The following is a 19,657-nucleotide window of genomic DNA, read 5'->3' as shown; positions in this document are numbered from 1 at the left end:
CTTATGGTATAGGTGAGTATACTACAACCACTGATTTTAAGAGTAACATGGACGAGAATATTAAACTTCTTGCTAAGTACATGCTTCTTTTTAAAAGATATTTGCAAGTAACGAGTAACACATAAAAACAGGGCTGCACTACGGTGTGGCTCTGTTTTTATGTGTTTTACCAACGAAAGGAGGAATAAGGAAATGAAACTAACAGAAAAGCAAAGGCGCTTTGCCGATGAGTACATCAAGCTGGGCGAGATCACAACGGCTGCCGTGAAGGCTGGATACAAACCAAAGTCAGCGTATTCCGCGGGAAGCGAGAATATGCAGAAGCCACACATCAAGGCGTACATTGATGAGCGATTAGACAAATTGAAAAAGCAGGAAATCGCCGAGCAAGACGAGATATTGCAATACTTGACTGCCGTCATGCGCGGCGAGTCGAGCGGAACGGCTTTGGTCGGTACTGGCAGGGGCAAACAGTCCGTGGATCAGGTGCCGCCAACGGTGACGGAAAGAACAGCCGCGGCGGTAAGTCTAGGGAAAAGATACGGTATGTGGAAAGATAAGAAACAGATAGAAATGACACTTCCGGTGTTTGTCGATGACGTCCCAAAAGAAGATTAGTGTCTCGAAGCTAATAGGCGGAGGGTACAATCAGTTTTGGCATAGTAAGAATTTTTATCGAGTCGTGAAAGGATCCCGTGGCTCCAAGAAATCTAAGACAATTGCCCTGAACATCATCTACCGCATGATGAAATATCCGTGGGCAAATACGTTGGTGATGCGCAGATTCTCAAATACGTTGAAGCAATCTTGTTACACGGATTTGAAATGGGCGATCTATCAACAGAATGTGTCTCATCTATGGAAGACGAATGAGAGTTTGCCGGAATTGACCTACCTGCCAACGGGGCAGAAGATATTGCTAAGGGGAATCGATGACCCGCTTAAAATTACATCGATCACAGTTGAAAACGGTTTGCTCACGTGGATGTGGCTTGAGGAAGCTTACGAGTTAGAATCCGAAGAAAACTTTCGTACGGTAGTCGAGTCGCTAAGGGGGGCACATCCTGATCCTTCCTTTTTCAAGCAAGTGACGATCAGCTTCAACCCATGGCACGATGGACACTTTCTTAAAAAAATATTTTTCGATGAGGATACGAGGGAAGATGATACATTTGCAATTACAACGACGTTTCGTGTCAACGAGTGGCTGGACGAGCAGGACAAGAAGCGTTATTTAAGCCTATATAGGACTAACCCTTCCCGTGCGCGGATTGTGTGTGACGGAGAATGGGGCGTATCCGAGGGGCTCGTATTTGATAACTTTCAAGTGGTTGACTTTGATACCCTACAGAAGATTAAAGCAATACAAGAAGTGACGCACGGTATGGACTACGGATTTTCTCAAGACCCTACGACGCTAGTTAGTTCGGTGGTTGATTTAAGCAATAAAGAAATCTGGATTTATGACGAGCACTACGAGGCCGGAATGGTCACGGAAGACCTTTACCATATGCTTGCCGACAAGCACTTGCTGAAAGCGCATATTACAGGGGATAGCGCGGAGCCGCGGTTGATCAAAGAGCTTGTTACAAAAGGAGTACGTCGTCTGCATAAATCAATTAAAGGAGCAGGGAGCATCCGTCAAGGAATTAGTTTCTTACAAGGATTCCGCATCTACATCCACCCAAGTTGTACACGCACCATAGAAGAGTTTAATACTTACACATTCAAGAAAGACAAGACGGGCAAATGGCTAAACGAGCCCGTGGACGCAAACAATCATATCTTAGACGCTTTGCGCTACAGCATGGAGCGCTACCATCTAGGCAAAAAGGCAGACCAACAAGACCAATATAAAGCCTTGCAGTCGTTGGGGTTGTAAAGGAGGGTGAGCATGACAGAACAAACGTTGTTACAAAACTGGAACAACATGAATAAAAACCGTTTTCATTCGGACGCAAACAAAGAATTTCGTTATCCGAGCGCCGACTTGTTGCTCAAGCACGTGGGTGATCTATCTGATATGATTCTCCAGCATATGACCAAGCAAGTGCCACGACTGGAAACACTGGAGAGGTATTATCTTGGCCAGAATGATACGATCATGTCGGCACACCGTCGGAAAGAAGATCACCTTGCCGACAACCGAGCAGCGCACGCCGTGGCAGAGTATATATCCCAATTTGTGCAGGGTTACATGATAGGGGTGCCGCTGAAAACTGTTTATGAAGGTGAAGAGCGGGAAAAGGAATTCTTGAAGAACACTAACAGAAACAATGATGCCGATGAGCACAATAGCGATCTGATTCTTGACCTATCCATTTACGGCAGGGCGTATGAAATTCTTTACAGGAATAAAGAAGATGAGAACAGGTTTGCTATATCTGATGTGATGAACACGTTTGTCATCTATGACGACACGGTGGAGCGTCAACCCATTGCGGCGGTACGTTACACCAAAAACTTTAGTGATGAGCGTGTTTATACCGTATATCTTTACACGGATAACAAAGTGATCACATATCAAAGCGAGGACAAGTTTTCTGGTGAGCTAATGATGATCAAAGAAGAGGATCATTATTTTGACGGGGTACCTATCATCGAATACAAAAACAACAAGTTTCGTACAGGCGATTTTGAAAAAGTGCTATCTGGGATTGATCTATACGATGCTGCACAATCCGATACGGCTAACTACATGCAAGATTTGAACGATGCGATGCTCAAGATCACTGGAGATGTTGAGATCGATGTGGAGAAGGCAAAAGATATGAAGCAACATAATATCCTTTTGCTGAAACCGTCCTATAGCGCGGAAGGTTCCGCAAATGCAGTAGATGCCAATTACATTTATAAGCAGTACGATGTGGCAGGCACCGAGCAATATAAAACGCGTATTTTTAACGACATCCTCATGGTGGCTTCTGTTCCAAACCTACTAGACAACAATTTTTCAGGCAATCAATCTGGAGAGGCGTTGAAAATGAAGCTGTTCGGGCTGTCTCAAAAGAGAGCGATCAAGGAACGGTTATTCAAGAAATCATTGAGGGATAGATACCGTTTGATTGCTAATATCGCAAGACTAAACAAAGAAGCGGATTTAGATGTGAACAGTATCATTATTACTTTTACGGAGAATCTACCGCGAGCGATCACCGAAGAATTAAAGACATTTGCAAGTCTAGGCGGCAAGTTATCGCAGGAAACGCTGATCTCTTTACTTGTATCTGGCGTAGAAAATCCAGCCGAAGAAATTAAAAAGATTGAAGCAGAAGACCCTCGTAGCGATGGGACGTATGATTTTATGAAGCCCGAAGGTGAAGAGTAATGTCATATTGGCGGAAGAGGGAACGAGAACACCGAAAAAACATCATTTGGACCGAGCAACAGAAATTACAACGTCTCGAACAAATTAACAGAAACAGCATGCAGGAGATACAACGTCAGATCAATGCATTTATTTTTAGTTATGCTGACAAGGAAGGTATTAGCGAAGAAGAAGTGCGGAAGCGCATATCCACGTTAGACATGGAAGAATACGGACGGAAGGCACGCCGATATGTGGCTGATAAAGACTTTTCTCCCCGAGCTAATCGTGAAATGTTGCTATACAATCTCACCATGAAAACAAACCGACTGGAATTACTAAAAATGCACATTTGGCTCGAACTGGTCGCGGCAGGCAACGAGATGGAGAAGTTTATGCGCCACGAATTAATCGCAGGTGCTAGAGCAGAGCTTGAGCGTCAGGCGGGTATCATGGGTATGACGGTTGGTGGTTTAGATATTAAGACCAGGGCGATCATCGACCAATCATTTTTATCTGCAAAGTGGTCTACTCGTCTATGGGGCAATCAGGAAGCGTTGAGGCGAGAGATTGATTCTTTACTGCAAAAAGCGATTGTACAAGGTATTCACTCCCGTGATTTAGCGCCACAATTAAGTGATCGTTTTGGTGTAAGTAATTATGCCGCCAAGAGATTACTCATTACAGAGAAAGCGCGAGTCGAGACGGAAATACAGAAAATCAGCTACCAAGAGTTTGGCTTTGAGGAATACGAATTTGTCGCAGAGTGGAGCGCCTGTCCTATATGCGAGAAGTTAGACAAAAAACGTTTTAAAGTGGGAAATATGCAAGCGGGTGAAAATGCTGCACCGATGCATCCGTTTTGCAGGTGCTCAACGTCGCCATACTTTAGCAGAGAAGAATATGAAGCCGATTTAGAAAGAAGAGGTCTATAAAATAATTGTCCTAAGCACGACATTAAAAGGCTGGTCGCAGACGGAATGTTTGCGGCTTTTTTGCATGCAAAAAAGGAGGGAATACCATTGCCAGAATCAAAGGAAACTCAACCAGAAGAGGTTGAAGTGAAAGCAGAAGAAGCGGTTGAAGTTGATGAAACAACGCAAAAGCTGATTGAAGCTGAAAGTGATCGCAAATTTAATGAGCTCTTAGAGAAGAAAAAGTCCGAATGGGAAGCCGCAAAACAAAAAGAAGTAGATGAAAAGGTCGCAGCAGCAAAACGCGATGCAGAGCAATACGCCAAGATGACGGAAAAAGAACGCGCCGAGTCAGAGCTACAAAAACGCTTGAAGGCCTTGGAAGAGCGAGAACGAAAGCTGAATGAGCGTGATCTCAAGATTGAGATTGAAAAAGAGTTGAAAGAAGCAGAACTACCACCTGCATTTTCAAAGGCGTTGATCAAGCTCGAAGACAACGAAGCGATTAAGCAAACGATTGCAGAGATCAAAACCGAGTTTGCGGCTGCCGTCCAAAAGCAAGTACAAAAGGCATTGCGGCAAGAGACGCCAGAGGACAACTACAGCAAGACCGATGACAGCATCAACAATTACGCCAAAGAGCGGAATGAGAAAGAAGCAAAAAAACTTGATGTGCCCAATCCGTGGGCGATCAATTAAGGAGGGCGAGGCATGTTTTTGAAAAAGAAACAAACGTACCAAAATGACCCGTCGTTTATTTCAAGCTATCACTCTATTAGTCGAACCCGAACGGCGACACAAGATATGGGCAAAGAGATAGGTGGAAAAATCATCTTGAAAGCGGGGAGCGTTTATCCAGCGAATGATGAAACGGCAGAAGGAATTGTTGTCAATGATGTTGATTTGACAAATGGCGGTTATCCAGTAGCGGTCTTGGTTGAAGGTTATGTCTACGAAGATCGATTGCCAGAAGAAGTGACGCCAGAAGCGAAAGCGGTATTAAAAGAAATCAAGTTTGAAGCATATAACCACGGAGGTGAGTAAGCATGGCAACAGTTGAAGAACTCTTAGGAGGATCACGGGTACAGGAATATGTGCAACAACGTCAGTATCCACTAACGTTGGGTGACGCGTTGTTTCCTCCCGAAAAAACGGAAGAATTTAAGATCAAGTACATTATGGGTGCGAATCACGCGCCAGTGGCGGCAAATGTGCATTCTTACGACACGGAAGCACAAGTTGGAAGCCGTGACGGTGCAGAAACAATCGAGATGGAACTTGCGTTGATCAAACGAAAAATCCAGGTGAAAGAAGAGCTATTAAGCAAGCTCGCACAATCGAACCGGCAGCCGGAGATTGACCGTGTGATTAGTACCATTTATAACGACGTTGATCACATGGTACAGTCCGTGTTAACACGTGTTGAAGCGATGCGGCTTGAACTGATTGGAACAGGTAAGATTCAATTAAGTGGCAATGGCGTAAACGGTGAAGTGGATTATGGGATTGGAGATCATCAACGTGCACAATTAAAAGAAAATGAAGCGTGGAACAGTCCCGATTCGGACCCATTGCGCCAGCTAGACGACTGGGCAAACTCGGTGACGGAACGGACAGGGGTACGACCAACACGCGCACTCACATCTACGCAAGTCATTAATGCGCTTCGTCGTCATCCGACTGTAAGTATCGCGATGTTCGGCAGTGATTCAGGACGGCTTGTATCTTTAACGAAGCTCAATGACTTCTTACAGCTTCAAAACTTACCAATCATCGCAACCGATGACCGAATGTACCGCGTCCAAAAGAATGATGGAACGTATGAGAACAGGCGCTTTTTTCCGTCTAACTCATTCGTGCTTCTGCCGGACGGCACACTGGGGACAACATTTTATGGCGTGACCGCAGAAGAGATCGAGATGAGAAACATGACGGGCAGTGTGTTCCAGAACTTTGGAAATATCATTGCACAGACATATAGTACGAATGACCCTGTAGCACGCTGGACAAAAGCGGTGGCTAAAGCATTGCCATCCTTCCCATTAGCTGATCAAGTGTTTATTGGAAATGTACTTGATCCAGACATTGACCCTTCGTCTACCGTGACGGGTGTTAAAGGATGATAAGGGATAAGGCAAAGATATTGCTAGGAATTAAGGACGATCTGCAAGATGACGTCCTCGATCTCATCATTAGTAATGTCACTGCCCACTTAATGTCATTACTTAAAAAACCGGAAGTACCGCCAGCACTGGACTTTGTCATTTTAGAAGTTGTGGTGCGGCGCTTTCATCGCTTGGGTAGCGAGGGAATGAAGACGGAGAGTGTGGAAGGGCATAGTGTTGCGTTTTACGATTTAAAGGATGAATTTGTTCCGTTCTTAGACATCATCGCTGAATATAGAGATGATGAAGATGTGAACCGTGCACGAAGAGGAAAGGTGTGCATGATATGAAATCTAATGCTAGGCTGAACTTTGTGCTCGAAACGGGAGGAACATATAACCCCAAGACAGGCAAACGTGAAGCTCCTACACGACAGGAAAAATTTGTTCCGTGCCATTTGTCTACGATGGGTGTAGAGAGGACAAAGCAATTATATGGAGAGTCAAGCCGTGTGATCACCATTGCACGGCTTTTGCGTCCTTATAATACTCCTTATACATCGGTGGAAGTCAACGGAGAAAAATATAAAGTGAGACGAGTTTCTTCATATAATAAAGCGGTTCTATTTTTGGAGAGGATGGCCGATGGCAAAAATTGAGTTAAGAGGAATGAATGAGTTACGAGGAAAATTAAAGAAAAATGCGAATCTGAATGATGTGAAGGCGGTTGTGAGGATGAATGGGGCAGAAATGCACCGCAAAGCACTAAAGAACGTACCTGTTGATACAGGTGAGTTGAAACGATCCACGAACCTGTATCCAAAAGATCGTGGTTTTACGGCACATTTAAGCGCAGGCGCACATTACGCACCTTACGTTGAGTACGGTACAAGGTATCAGCGAGGAAAGCCGTTTATACGTCCGGCTTTCCATGAACAGAAAGGGCGCTTTATCTCTGACATGAAGCGGCTAATGAAATGAAGAAGACATCAGGACAAGCCTTGTATGATGCGGTATATAAGGCTTCTTTGCGTTTGGGATACAACACCTATGATGTTGCACCTCCTGATGCGTCGTACCCGTTTGTTTACATTGGAGAGCAATTTAATCAGGATGGACAGACAAAATCGGGGGTGTATGGGACCGTTCAACAAACCATCCACGTGTACGGGCTGTATAAAGATAGGCGGTTAATAGCTGATATGGGAGAGCGATTAAAGCGTGCTTGTGCGCAGATTAGCAACAGTGACGGTTACTACTTTATGTATCGCAATGCAAGCGGACAGATGGTCAAGGATGATACAACATCTGATATATTATGGCACAACATCTTGGAATTAGAGTTTAGATACAACTGAAAGGAAGTGAGAGACAAATGAGCAATCATGAACCAGTGGTAAAAACCGATGAGCAGCTACGAAGAGAGATGGCGCAGGGTAAAAACAAAATTTTGTTGTTTCGACGGTTATCTGAAAGCGACACGGCGGCAGGGAAACTTGTATTCCAAACGGAGCATACATTCTCGTACTCGCGATCACTTGATCGCATCGTGACAAAGGATGGTACCGTGATCAAGGTTGGCGAATTGGAAGCAGAGGTTAGCATCGAAGCGATCCAATCTAAAAAAGACCCCGTGTTTGACATGTTGCAGAAGGCAGCTATCGAGGGAGAAAAGTTGGAGCTTTGGGAAGTAACCGTCGATCCCGATTTAAAAAGAGAAGATGGAAAATATCCTGCCGTATATGCGCAGGGTTTGTTAGACAGTTGGGAACCAAGCTCAAGCGCGGAGGATGAAGCGGCGGTATCTTCAAACTTTATAGTCGAATTTGAGCCGCAATTTGGTTTCGCCACCTTAACGGATGCACAATTGGAAGCGGTAAAATATGCGTTTAGTGATACGGTGGCGGTGGATGAAACAGGAGAACAAATAGAGGAAGGAGCGGTGCGAGCATGAGTGCACGATTTATTGCATTAGTGACAGAAGACATTCCGAAACACCGGTTTTTATCACGAACGGTGACAGATGGAAAAACAGCAGTGAAGCTAACAGAAGCAGGTGGGAACCCCGACTATCATTCAACGCGATCTTTGAAAAAAGATGCAAAGGTTTCCGTGGAAATTAGTAATCAGTCCTCTTGGGTAATTGAAGCAGGAGAAGACATTCCGGCTGGCAGTGATGTACAAGTTGGAGAAGGCGGGGTTGCGGTAGTAGCGAAGTCTGGAGGAATCGGCTATGTGACAGCAGCGGTTGCGAAAGGAAAGACTGCAACAATTATTCGTGCCGCATCTGCAACGTCTGGAGCCAAGGGACCACAAGGAGACAAAGGACCAACGGGCGATAAGGGCCCGACGGGAGACAAAGGACCAACCGGAGACAAAGGACCGAACGGAGATAAGGGTCCGAACGGAGATAAAGGTCCGACGGGAGACAAAGGGCCGGTCGGAGATAAAGGTCCAACCGGAAATAAAGGCCCGACAGGCGATCCAGGACCACCAGGACCGCCGGGACCTCCAGGAGATGATAAGGAAGAAAAGTAGCAAACGGCATGTTGGCGTAGGTATCTCCTACGCCTTTTACAATTATATGAACCAAGGACAGGGGGAATTACACCATGAAATTTAAAATTGCAGATAAAGACTATGAGATCGTCGCAGGAATGAGCTTCATAAACCAAATGGATAAGTATTATGCAGTTGAGGATCAGAAGGGCATAAAATTTGGGCTTGGCATTAACTTAGGCTATAGCTACATCATTCAGAAAAACCCCACGGTGCTACAAAATTTCTTTATGTCGGCGTTGCATCATCGCAAAGACAAACCGTCCCCAAGTGAGATTGAACAGGCCATCGTAGACTATGCGGAAGAAAACAATGGGTTAGACGGCCTGTTTGAAGAAGTGGGAAAGTTATTAGAGACATCGCCCCTCACGGCGGACACGGTGAAGCATTTCAAGAAAACAGCCAAGATCGACTAATTTTAGACAAGTCATCTGATGAAACGTATGAAGACATCATCATTAATTGCTTGCGATACTTAAACTTTGAGTCACTTGCACAAGTTGAAACGCTGACACTATATGAATATCAACTCTTGATGAAGGCGTACCAGTTGCGGCGCATCGATCAAGAATATGACATGCACTTACAAGCATGGTTGCACGTGCAGGCAGGAGCGACAAAGGAAACAGGAGGAAAAACGCGTCCTGTCTACGACAGATTTAATAAATTTTACGACTACAAGAAGCGGTTAAGAGAGCTTGAGAAAATGGAGTCTCACAAACTCAAACCAACTTATGCACGAATGGCAACGGCCGCATCTATGGCAAACCAAGGAAGGGAGGGATAGCATGGCACAATACAGTGTTGAAGCATTCCTACGGGCGAACACTTCCGATTTTACGAAGGGTTTTAGAGAAGCAGAGAGAGCGACCCGAGGGTTTGAGAAATCGACTGCTGGTGCAGGCATCACCGTTGGAAAGCTCGTGGCGGCGCTTGGTCTCGTTGCTTTAGCAACAAAAGGATTTCAAATGGTGAAGAATTCGATTCAAAGTGCATTTGGTCGTATCGACACAATGGAGCAGTTTGACCGCACAATGACAGCAATTACGGGTAATACAGAAGAAGTTAGTAAAGCCCTAGACAAGACAAACAGCATCGTAAAAGGTACGGGTTATGGCTTAGACGTAGCCGCAAAAAGCGTGCAAAACTTTGTCACACGAGGCGTGGAAATAGACAAAGCGACTGGTTACGTCGAGGCTTGGGGCGATGCCGTGGCATTCTACGGAGACGGTTCAAATGAACAATTCTCAAACGTAACGGACGCTTTGGCCAAGATGACAACAACAGGAAAAGTACATATGGATCAACTCAACCGCTTGTTTGACGTTGGGATCGATGCGGTCGGTATGTATGCAAAAGCAACCAATAGAGATGTGGAATCCGTGTCAAAAGATTTATCTGCTGGAAAGATTTCTGCCGAGGATTTTATCGATGTTGTGACTGAAGCGATGATGGAAGGTACAAACGGCGTTGTGCAGATAGCCGGAGCCGCGAAAGAAGCTGGTGCTAGTTGGGGCAATGTATTTGACAATATGTCAGCCGCTGTCACACGGGGAACGATGAATATTATTCAGTCTATTGACGAGATGCTGGTGAATAACGGGCTTCCCGATATGCGCACCATGGTTGCGGGATTTGGATCACAATTTGAAGGTGTGTTGACGTGGATTGCCGAGCAAATACCAATAATCGTTGAAAAACTTATGAGCGTAAAAGCTGCAATAGAGCCGTGGATTCCAATGATCTTTGCTGTAGTAGGGGCATTTGGCGCGTTTATTGCGACCGTTGCAGTTGTTAATACGTTATGGTCTGCCCTGGTCGCGTTAAAGAAAGCCCTTACGATTACAACGACTGCTAGCGAAGGAGCTTCAAAGGTCACAAAATTTTTAGGCTCCTCTTTTATGGGAGTAAACATACCGATTATCATTATATCGGCCGCGCTTTTAGGGCTTGGTGTGATCATATATAACCTTTGGCAAAACAACGAGGATTTTAGAAACAACGTCATGACAATTTGGGCAAGTATCCAATCAATTTTTCAACAGGTGTTTGCAGTCGTGCAACCACTATTCATGAATTTCATTACAATCTTGGGTGTGGCTGTAGCGGCGATGGTTCCGCTTGTTGCGATGGTTGTTTCAGCAATCGCATCCTTTCTTCAATGGGCGGCTGCTTTATTACAAAATAACCAATGGATTATGCAGCTAGCCGCGGTTGTGTTGATGGGTGTTGCAGCATTTAAAGCCTATGCTTTGGTGGTGGGCGTTGTCACTGGAGTTGTAAAGGCACTAACAGCGGTCTACAGGGGGATTATTGCAGTAATGGCTGTCTTTAGGGCGTCAATGACGACCGCAGCCGTTGCATCGACTATTTTTGGTACAACTTCAACACTAGCATTTGCACCAATATCTATCCCACTCTTGATCTTTCTAGGTGTGGTCGGCGCGGTGGTTGCAGGATTGGTATGGATGTATAACCAGTTTGAGTGGTTTAGAAACATGATTGCGCCTATTGTCGATGGTATAAAAGGGCTTTGGAATGGGTTTCTCGATATATTAGGCCTAGGCACGAAAGAAGCAACCGCAGAAGCGTCAGAGTCGATTAACGGCATGGCAGAAAATACAGGCGCGAAAACAGCAGACATGAGTCAATCGGCTCAAAGCAACGTGAATGATATGACGGCGGGAATTACGGGTAATTTTGACATGATGTCTGGGCAATCAAGCTCCATTATGGATGGTATGAGTGGTAATGTGTTAGGAGCATTTAGCAACATGAACTCAGGTGCAACACTCGATGCCGCAAACATGAACGCATCAGTAGTAGGAGATGCATCTGCCATGACGTCTGGCGTAATGGGAAATATGAGTAACATGGCTGGTTCTGCAACTGGCGATGTGAGTGCGATGACAAGTGGTATTGCAGGCGATTTTTCATCTATGACAGGTGCGATTACAGGAGATACGGGAGCGTTGACAGGTGATGTTACGAGTGATTTTGCGTCTATGTCATCAGGCGTTTCTGCCGACGCTAGTGCGATGGATAGTGCCGTTTCAAGCAGTTTTGATTCAATGTCAAATAGTTTATCTAGTGGCATGGGCAATGTGAGCAGAAACACGGGGCAAGAGATGGATAAAACACGCCGAAAAGTTGAGACGTCCCTTAAAGCAATGGTTAGTACTTTTAAACAGCAAGTGACAATGATGAGTACAGTGGTAAAACAAGGAATGATGAGAGTGACGCAGGCGGTCACATTGGGGATGCTAAAATCTCTTGCGACGCTACGGAAATATTTACGTTTGATGGTGAGCGCAGCACGTAGCATTCGCGCACAAATGATGAGCGCTGGTGTATATGCGATGAGCGGTTTTCAAGCTGGACTCAATGCACGAGCCGGAGGTGTATATGCGACGGCGAGACGGATCGCAAACAACGTTGCAAGCACAATGCGGCGAGCCTTGCAAGTGAGATCACCTTCTCGTGTAATGATGGGAATAGGTGAGTTTGTCGGTGAAGGTCTTGGAATTGGAATGGAATCTATGACTCACTTTGTTGAGAGATCCGCGGCAACATTAGGGGAAGCGGCAATACCAAGCCTTGATCCAGACGGAATCGCAAGACAAATAAACGGTATTAATAGACAGACCTCTGCTGAGCTACAACATAACGTGGTCAGTGAGTTGAGTCTCGATCAAAGACAACCTGCCTATGTCACGATTAGAATAGGAAACAACGAATTCCAAACTTTTGTCGATGACATCACGAAGTCTCAACAGCGCGGCATGCATAGACCAAAACCGAGAGGGAGGTGACGACATGTACAGATTTGCGGATACTACAGCAGGAAGCGCGAAACGCACCTCTGGTTCGATACAAACCATCTTTAACGACCATAATTTAGACGAGGAACTGACCGATCAACACGGGAGCTTCATTACACTCACCGTAGATGGTCGCGATATAATAGAAAAGAGAATACGAACACAAGAAGTCCCTTCTTGCCATGGTGTGCGGGAAGGGGCTTTTACATATGCGCCCAGAGAAATTCAGGTGAAATTTAAGCTGGCGGATGGCACGAATGAAGGGTTTAGAGACCGACTAAATCAGTTGAATGCACTGTTACTTGGACAAAAGAAGCCGCTTCGCTTTAGCGATGAGGATGCTTATTTTTATGCAACGCTACAGAACGGAGAACTTGAAGAAGAAAGCAGCAATGATCTTATCGGTACATTGACTTTTATCTGTAATGATCCTGCTAAATACAAAAGCAAGCATGAAATATCAGTAACAACGTCTTTAGGGGAATACGTGGTAAAAGGGAATGCACCGACAAGTTGGACGAGTCGTACCACATTCACGGAGGAATCGGAGCGCTTTATACTTGAAAATGATGCAGGTGGAAAGATCGTTTTGGATTATGTGTTTGGACGTGGGGACGTGTTAACGATTGATTATAAGACGAGAAATATCATTTTAAATGGTACACCGCGCTTAACATTCCTATCACTGGAATCTAATTGGTTCCAGCTAACGCAAGGAATGAATCAACTACAGGCTAGCCATAACACAACAATGATCTATACGGAGACATATTACTAAAGAGGGGAGGGGAAGCAATGGCGACGTTATACATCTTGGATCAAAAAGATCAATTGTTGGCGACACTCTCGCCGGAAACAGGTCTGGTGTCAGCCTTATATCGAGAAGAAGTCAACCGACTGCCAGATCGCCCCTTCTCGTTTACTTTAGATGCCGCGTCAGAAGTTGCGGCACATGTAGTGGAAGAAAACCAAGTTGTATTTCAGGATAAAGAGGAAGAATTGCGTTTGTTTGTCATAAAAGAATTGGATGAAGAAAATGGTGTAGACGGTGCAAGCGTCACAGCTACTTGCCAACCAGCTTTTATGGAGTTAGCCGAACACATCGTAGTAGAACGACGGTTTGTGGATCAAACAGCAAAAAGAGCTTTAGACGCAGCTTTACAGGGGACTCGCTGGATTGGAACGGTGGAGGTTGAACTAGGGGAATCAACCACAAACTTTTACTATATTTCGTCGGTAGACGCCATATGGAAAATACTGAACACATGGGGCGGAGAGTTCAAAGACACGGTGATTTTTGACGGTAATAAAATTGTGAAACGAGAAATCCGCATCCTTGCTCGCCGTGGTGTTGATAATGGGAAAAGATTTGAAATCGGCCATAACGTGGAAGAGGTCAAACGAACCGTCATTTCTTACCCCATTACGGCTCTTTATGGACGAGGTGCCTCTTTACCAACTGAGGATGAAGATGGCAACGAAACAGGAGGTTATAGCAGGTACATAGATTTTGCAGGGATCGAGTGGAAAGAGAGTAAAGGAGACCCGACCGATAAGCCGAAAGGGCAGCGGTGGGTAGGCGATACACGAGCGTTACAAAAGTATGGTCGTGAACACGGCGGGAAACTGCTACACCGAGAAGCCGTGTGGCAAAACGGTGATATAGAAGACCCTGCCGAGTTGCTAAAAGCGACGTGGGAGAGATTACAGGAAGCCAGTAAGCCAGAGATCAACTATCAATTATCGGTACAACTTTTAGAAACCATCGCTGGATATGGGCATGAGAAAGTGCAATTGGGTGACACGGCAAGGGTTGTGGATCGTAACTTTTCGCGCCCGATTGAAGCACAAACACGAGTGATCTCATTGGAATACGACTTATTGGATGTTGAAGGAACAGCGCAAGTAGAGATGGGGCAATTCTTATCAGTGCACGATCCCTTCGATCAGGTAGATAAAATTGTAGCAGAACTAGCAGACAAGCGCCGTCACTGGGATACAGGTAGTGAACCAATTAGTCCTAGTCGATACCCAGATATTGTACCGACTGTACCAATTGTGGAAGCTAACGGCTTGTTTTCGGCAGTGCAGGTGTCATGGGACTATGATTATCTTGCAACATACGTGGCGGGGTATGAGGTATATGCATCCGAAGTGAAGGACTTTGTGCCTTCGCCCGAGACACTTGTTTGGCGCGGGATCGGTAATAGTTTCAGCTATTTTGGTGAGGTAAACAAGCAATACTACTTTCGAGTACGGGCTTTCAATTATCATGCAAGATACTCCCCATTTTCAGAGGAAGTGACAGGCACAACACGAAGAATTATTTCCGAAGACATTTTGTTTGGTGAAGCAGTTGCCGCCCAATTACGGGAATTATCCAAGTCAGCGGCTATCATTGCAGAAAACGCGCTGAATGGGGAAATGTTAGCTGAAAACGAGATTACCGCTAAACATCTAGCTGCCAACTCGATTACGGTTGGTACAACGGCAATTCAAAATGGCGCAATCGCGAATGCGCACCTTGGAGAGGCAATCATCAAAGAAGCCCAGATTGATAAAGGGGCAATCAAGACTGCTCACATTGGTAGTTTAAAAGTAGATCGGTCTTGGATTGCGGAATCAACGATTACGCATGCACAGATAGCAAGTGTAGATGCATCTAAAATCACGACGGGCGCATTAGATGCTTCAAAGATACGTGTCCGTGCGATGAGTGGTCGGCGAGCAGTGCAAATAGATGCAGATGGGTTAAAATCCTTTGATTCCGCAGGAAGGCACAGAATCTTAATTGGCGTGCAAAGTTTTGGAGGTGCCGGAGCTGATCCGGCCGTTGTACGTTTCTTTGATGAGAGCCGTAGAAATATGGGCTATGTCGGCGCAAATCGGAATGAGCATATGGTGCTCTATAGCGCTGGATTTTTGCATGTAGAAGCGGAAAAAAATGCAGAGTGGCGAGCGCAACAACACAGATTTCCGACCCGTGGCGTAGGTGCGAACATGACCCGTAACTTTGTTACCTTCGATAGTGTAAATAACACAGGTGGAACAGCACGAGAGCCGCGCATCCATACACAGATAAGTAAAACGGGTTATTTAGGTACCAACGGCGCGCAATGGTGGCGCATCTATTGCCATCACGGGCACTTTGTGCAGACACATAACCTGTCATCTAGGAAGTATAAAGAGGGCATTGAAAAAGTTGATGTGGCAGATATTCAGAAGGTATTTGATCGAATTACACTTAAAAAGTTCCGTTATAAGATTAATGACAATCTAAGCGAAACGGATGTAAACCTTGGCGTGATTGCAGAAGAGAGCCCTAATGAAATATTAAGCGCGACAAAGGACTCAGTGGTGCTCGGCAAGTACATCTCCATCGTGGCAGGCGCGTTAAAATTTCAACAGAAGCGGATTGACCATCTGGAAGCGTTACTACAGAGAGGATGAGCGGGATGAAGGAGCTAACTAAAGAAGAGCTGCAATTAGAACTCACCAAAAAGAACCGCATGTGCGAGCAACTGGCTACACGTCTCGCGCAAAGAGAATTGGAGATTGCAGAGCTACAAACACAGGCAGAGACTTACATTCGTGCGTTTGAGGAAGTGAAGAAAGAATTGAAGGAAGCACATAAGGGGGGTGGTGCCGAGACTAAGTGACAACCGAATAAAATATTTATCCAAGACCAGTAGAGGTCTTATTTTTTATGTGAAGGAGCTGATGAAATGGAGCAATTATTGATCAATCTAGGTTCTTTGGAAGTAGCTAAAATGTATTTGTTTGGAAACGTGAAGTTCCTCGATTTATTGCTAGTGGTCATGGCGTTGGACATCATTACTGGGGTTGTAAAAGCGATCAAGGCTGGGAATCTATGGAGCCGTAAAAGCCTGATAGGATACGCCAATAAAATGTTGGTGCTGGTTGTTGTTGTATTAGCAAATGTGGTAGACACGATCTTAGATATGAACGGAGCGATTACGTATGCAACGGTGATCTTTTATATCGTAAGCGAGGGACTGTCCATCCTAGAAAATTTGGCGCAGATGAATGTTGTCGTACCAAAGAAATTAGCAGACAAACTTAAAGTGATGAAAGACGAAGGGGGAAACGACTGATGAAAGTAGCGATTTGCGCAGGTCATGGAGGAAATAACAGTACACCAGGTAAACGCTCGCCCGACAACGAGTTCGAGTGGGATTTTAATAATAAGGTCGTTTTGTCTGCAATTGCAGTGTTAGAAGCAAGCGGCGCGCAAGTTTTACGGTTGGATGATGCAAGCGGAAAGACAGACGTGCCGTTAAAAACACGTACAGACCGCGCCAATAGTTGGGGCGCAGATGTATATGTGTCGGTGCATCATAACGCCGTGCGAGAAGGAGTTTGGGGCGACCATGGCGGCACTGAAACCTATACGCAGAACGGTAACTATCCTAGCACTGAGCGGTTGGCTAAGGAGATTCACAAGTGTATTGTAAAAGCGATGGGGCTTCGTGATCGTGGTCTTAAAAAGGCAAACTTTCACATTACCAGGGAGACGAGAATGCACGCTGTATTAACCGAAGCTGGGTTTATGGATTCACGCACCGACATTAAAGTGTTGCGGGACGATTCGAAGCTACGAGCACAGGGGGAAGCCATTGCAGAAGGGATTTTGGCGCACTTTGGTAAAAAGGCGGCCAAGCCCAGGTCCAAGAAAAAGTCTAAAGCATCAACAGGAAAAGCAAGCCTACCTAATTCAATCTTTCGTGCAGTGCGACCCTATCCAAAAGGCTCTGGTGTTCGCCGTGTGCAGCAAGCACTCGCGTCTTTGCGGTTTTACCCGGATAGGGGTGCGCGCCATAATGGGATAGACGGCGTGTACGGGCCCAAGACTGCAAATGCTGTTCGCCGATTTCAAAGCATGCATTATGGGATTAGGGAAGACGGCATTTATGGACCGCAGACGCGCAAAAAACTGTTAGAACTATTATAGGATACGAGGGGGACATAAGATGAGTAGATTTTTGTGGTCACGTCCAGACTTACCAAACGTGACTTTAAAAGTAAAAAGACCGATGCATAGGGGTGCAAATGTGCTTCGAGTCCAACGGGCGTTAGTATCGTTGGGTTATCCGCCAGATAAGAAAGCAAACCAAAGAGGTGCTGACGGGTGGTATGGCACGAAAACTGCAAATGCTATCCGCAGATTTCAACGCGACCATGGTCTCAAGGTAGATGGTATCTATGGTCCGGCAACACGAGCCGCAATGTTGCGTGGGGTTCAATCCCTTCAATTTGCGTAGATTGTTCATAAGAGCTGGTGCTTTAAGGTGCCAGCTCTTTTTTTGTTGCAAAACAAAAACGCTGGGGATATAGCACCCAGCGCTAAAAGTTTACAGTTGTAAATATTACTTGGAGGGAGCATTTGATGGGACGTGTGAGTATGGATCGTTTCTATCCCCGCCCCCAGTAGGTGAAACTTCCGACCCTTGTGTAGAAAAAATACCAAGGAACAATATAATGATGATACCACAACAGGCTTTCTTCATAAGCTCTTTTCCTCCCTTTTAAGCTAGTTATCCAACGACCGAATTTCTCGATCAACAATTGGTACCATATAAGCGAAGTTTTCATCTTTAAACTGGTCTCGAACCTGAGACATCAATTCTGTATCTTTCAACGCTTTCGCTTTATAAAAGGATAGGAAAACCTCCCCCATTCCGCGTGCTGATAAGTCTTCAATGAGATACAGCGCCCTTTCATTCTCCCCGCGAACAATAAGTTGGTGCGCTTGTTCTTTTAAAGGGGCGTCTGAGGCATCAAACTTTTGACCATGTAAATTCCGCACAAACGGGAGATATTCCCTTTTTGTTTGTTCATAATCCTTTTCTAATCCGAACTGTTTAGCACGAGACATCGCTATTTTAAAAGACTGCAGACAATTCTTAGATTGCTCAACCAGAGATTGATTTAACATGGATAGTCCGCGATCTTGGTAGGCAGCAATAACTAGCGCACTTGGTGTGGCATTATTCATAATCACACGGGAAAACTTCTTCTCAGCTTTTGAAACGTCTCCAGTTGAAAAGAGTAAAGTTCTTGCTTCAGCTAGTTCCATTCGACTTTTCAACGCGCTTTTCATAAAACTGAACTCTAGAACATCCAATCGTTTTGAAAGGTGTTGAAGTAGCACATTTATTTTTTCATAATTCCTCAAGTTCCTGTGAGCGGTAACCGCTACTAAATCTAATCGAACATGTAAGCTCTGGTCACGCACTTCACTTTTTAAAACTTGAGATTGTTTCAGTACTTCTTCATGTGTGAGTTTCCCTTCTATTACAGAAAGCAAAAAACGATACACCTTCATCCAATCTTGCCAAAATGGTTTCCCTTCGTACTGATCAAGTATTTCCTTTAACAAGTCGATTTGTTGAAACAAAACAGCATACTCTAATGAATCGGGGACTTGCACGCCGTCTTTTAGCCCTCTTACATAGGCGTTCATGAATGACACGAGATGTTCCGGAGCCGCATTTCTCACTGTGTATATAACTTGCTCAAAATAGAGCCTTATGCGCTCGGCACCATCACTAGCCGCTAATCCATGCATGACTTCTTCCGTGAATTTTTGTTCTCGTCGCCAACATTTCAACCTTTGCAGGTGTGTTTCCATTTCTGGCGTTAACGCTTGAGTAGTCGTGGTGTTAGTGTCCATAGCTGCGGTTGCTTTTTGATTTTCGTTTTGCATAATGCGATCCCCCACGATGATTTGACGTAACGCAATGATTTAAATTCAAAAACGTTGCTTTGATCCATTATTTAGAAAAATGCATGAGCTAGAAACCAACAATAAATCCATTTAATCATTTTAATCATAACATGATGCGGAAAAAGGGTTCAATAAGAGGTTTTGCCTAATTATGTCTTTGATTGTCATTTTCTGCAAAGATGGATTAAACGTTGATATAACAAG

General features: G+C 45.0%; 23 protein-coding genes. 22 read left to right on the top strand and 1 reads right to left on the bottom strand.

Annotation, left to right across the window (positions count from 1 at the left end; genetic code table 11):
• Window positions 1–192: 192 nt before the first annotated feature.
• The 22 genes from BLT29_RS05130 (at window position 193) to BLT29_RS05025 (ending at window position 17,987) form a co-directional block, all read left to right on the top strand.
• Complete coding sequence (locus tag BLT29_RS05130; protein WP_090775255.1) at window positions 193–618, top strand: terminase small subunit; 426 nt, start codon at window positions 193–195, stop codon at window positions 616–618.
• Entirely contained in the window at window positions 596–1,882 is a 1,287-nt protein-coding gene (locus BLT29_RS05125; RefSeq protein WP_090775254.1) for a PBSX family phage terminase large subunit, read from the top strand. Before BLT29_RS05130 ends, BLT29_RS05125 begins: the two co-directional genes overlap by 23 nt.
• A 12-nt stretch (window positions 1,883–1,894) precedes the next feature.
• A complete protein-coding gene (locus tag BLT29_RS05120) occupies window positions 1,895–3,328 on the top strand; it encodes a phage portal protein (protein ID WP_090775253.1) in 1,434 nt (477 codons plus the stop codon).
• Complete coding sequence (locus tag BLT29_RS05115; protein WP_090775252.1) at window positions 3,328–4,242, top strand: minor capsid protein; 915 nt, start codon at window positions 3,328–3,330, stop codon at window positions 4,240–4,242. The genes BLT29_RS05120 and BLT29_RS05115 overlap by 1 nt, the downstream gene beginning before the upstream one ends.
• 87 nt (window positions 4,243–4,329) lie before the next feature.
• Entirely contained in the window at window positions 4,330–4,920 is a 591-nt protein-coding gene (locus BLT29_RS05110; RefSeq protein WP_176763818.1) for a capsid assembly scaffolding protein Gp46 family protein, read from the top strand.
• A 12-nt stretch (window positions 4,921–4,932) separates the two neighbouring features.
• Window positions 4,933–5,265, top strand: coding sequence for a hypothetical protein (locus BLT29_RS05105; protein WP_090775250.1), 333 nt, complete (start codon window positions 4,933–4,935; stop codon window positions 5,263–5,265).
• Window positions 5,266–5,267: 2 nt separating this feature from the next.
• Complete coding sequence (locus tag BLT29_RS05100) at window positions 5,268–6,344, top strand: major capsid protein (RefSeq protein WP_090775249.1); 1,077 nt, start codon at window positions 5,268–5,270, stop codon at window positions 6,342–6,344.
• Window positions 6,341–6,676: a phage head-tail connector protein gene (locus BLT29_RS05095; protein ID WP_090775248.1), complete on the top strand. Its 336-nt coding sequence runs from the start codon at window positions 6,341–6,343 to the stop codon at window positions 6,674–6,676. Before BLT29_RS05100 ends, BLT29_RS05095 begins: the two co-directional genes overlap by 4 nt.
• Entirely contained in the window at window positions 6,664–6,984 is a 321-nt protein-coding gene (locus tag BLT29_RS05090; RefSeq protein WP_141769853.1) for a hypothetical protein, read from the top strand. Before BLT29_RS05095 ends, BLT29_RS05090 begins: the two co-directional genes overlap by 13 nt.
• Window positions 6,971–7,306 carry an HK97-gp10 family putative phage morphogenesis protein gene (locus BLT29_RS05085; protein WP_090775246.1) on the top strand — a complete coding sequence of 112 codons (336 nt, stop codon included), beginning with the start codon at window positions 6,971–6,973 and terminating at the stop codon, window positions 7,304–7,306. Before BLT29_RS05090 ends, BLT29_RS05085 begins: the two co-directional genes overlap by 14 nt.
• Window positions 7,303–7,683 (top strand): gp17 family tail completion protein, encoded by a 381-nt coding sequence (locus tag BLT29_RS05080; RefSeq protein ID WP_090775245.1) that lies wholly within the window; start codon window positions 7,303–7,305, stop codon window positions 7,681–7,683. Before BLT29_RS05085 ends, BLT29_RS05080 begins: the two co-directional genes overlap by 4 nt.
• A gap of 17 nt (window positions 7,684–7,700) precedes the next feature.
• On the top strand, window positions 7,701–8,279 hold the full coding sequence (locus BLT29_RS05075; protein WP_090775244.1) for a phage major tail protein, TP901-1 family: 579 nt from the start codon (window positions 7,701–7,703) through the stop codon (window positions 8,277–8,279).
• Window positions 8,276–8,863 carry a head fiber protein gene (locus tag BLT29_RS05070; RefSeq protein ID WP_090775243.1) on the top strand — a complete coding sequence of 196 codons (588 nt, stop codon included), beginning with the start codon at window positions 8,276–8,278 and terminating at the stop codon, window positions 8,861–8,863. Before BLT29_RS05075 ends, BLT29_RS05070 begins: the two co-directional genes overlap by 4 nt.
• A 74-nt stretch (window positions 8,864–8,937) precedes the next feature.
• Entirely contained in the window at window positions 8,938–9,300 is a 363-nt protein-coding gene (locus tag BLT29_RS05065) for a tail assembly chaperone (protein WP_090775242.1), read from the top strand.
• Between the two features lie 134 nt (window positions 9,301–9,434).
• On the top strand, window positions 9,435–9,671 hold the full coding sequence (locus BLT29_RS13310; RefSeq protein WP_176763817.1) for a hypothetical protein: 237 nt from the start codon (window positions 9,435–9,437) through the stop codon (window positions 9,669–9,671).
• Window position 9,672: 1 nt separating this feature from the next.
• A complete protein-coding gene (locus BLT29_RS05055; RefSeq protein WP_176763816.1) occupies window positions 9,673–12,696 on the top strand; it encodes a tape measure protein in 3,024 nt (1,007 codons plus the stop codon).
• Window positions 12,697–12,700: 4 nt separating this feature from the next.
• Window positions 12,701–13,483, top strand: coding sequence for a distal tail protein Dit (locus BLT29_RS05050; RefSeq protein ID WP_176763815.1), 783 nt, complete (start codon window positions 12,701–12,703; stop codon window positions 13,481–13,483).
• A gap of 17 nt (window positions 13,484–13,500) precedes the next feature.
• Window positions 13,501–16,155, top strand: coding sequence for a phage tail spike protein (locus tag BLT29_RS05045; protein WP_090775238.1), 2,655 nt, complete (start codon window positions 13,501–13,503; stop codon window positions 16,153–16,155).
• 5 nt (window positions 16,156–16,160) lie between these two features.
• Window positions 16,161–16,364, top strand: a complete 204-nt coding sequence (locus tag BLT29_RS05040) for a hypothetical protein (protein WP_090775237.1) — start codon at window positions 16,161–16,163, stop codon at window positions 16,362–16,364.
• Window positions 16,365–16,430: 66 nt separating this feature from the next.
• Window positions 16,431–16,820 (top strand): phage holin family protein, encoded by a 390-nt coding sequence (locus BLT29_RS05035; protein ID WP_090775236.1) that lies wholly within the window; start codon window positions 16,431–16,433, stop codon window positions 16,818–16,820.
• A complete protein-coding gene (locus BLT29_RS13625; protein WP_245701094.1) occupies window positions 16,820–17,677 on the top strand; it encodes an N-acetylmuramoyl-L-alanine amidase in 858 nt (285 codons plus the stop codon). The genes BLT29_RS05035 and BLT29_RS13625 overlap by 1 nt, the downstream gene beginning before the upstream one ends.
• A 19-nt stretch (window positions 17,678–17,696) precedes the next feature.
• The gene (locus BLT29_RS05025; protein WP_090775235.1) at window positions 17,697–17,987 is read left to right on the top strand and encodes a peptidoglycan-binding domain-containing protein; all 291 of its coding nucleotides are present in this window, start codon (window positions 17,697–17,699) and stop codon (window positions 17,985–17,987) included.
• A 269-nt stretch (window positions 17,988–18,256) separates the two neighbouring features.
• On the opposite strand, the gene BLT29_RS05020 is transcribed toward BLT29_RS05025, so the two are convergent.
• A complete protein-coding gene (locus BLT29_RS05020; RefSeq protein ID WP_090775234.1) occupies window positions 18,257–19,432 on the bottom strand; it encodes an AimR family lysis-lysogeny pheromone receptor in 1,176 nt (391 codons plus the stop codon).
• Window positions 19,433–19,657: the final 225 nt, after the last annotated feature.

It is taken from the genome of Shouchella lonarensis, from assembly GCF_900096965.1.
Lineage (GTDB): Bacteria > Bacillota > Bacilli > Bacillales > Bacillaceae_D > Shouchella > Shouchella lonarensis.
Note: the sequence above shows the minus strand (reverse complement) of the source record. Positions and strands in the feature narration are given on the sequence as shown.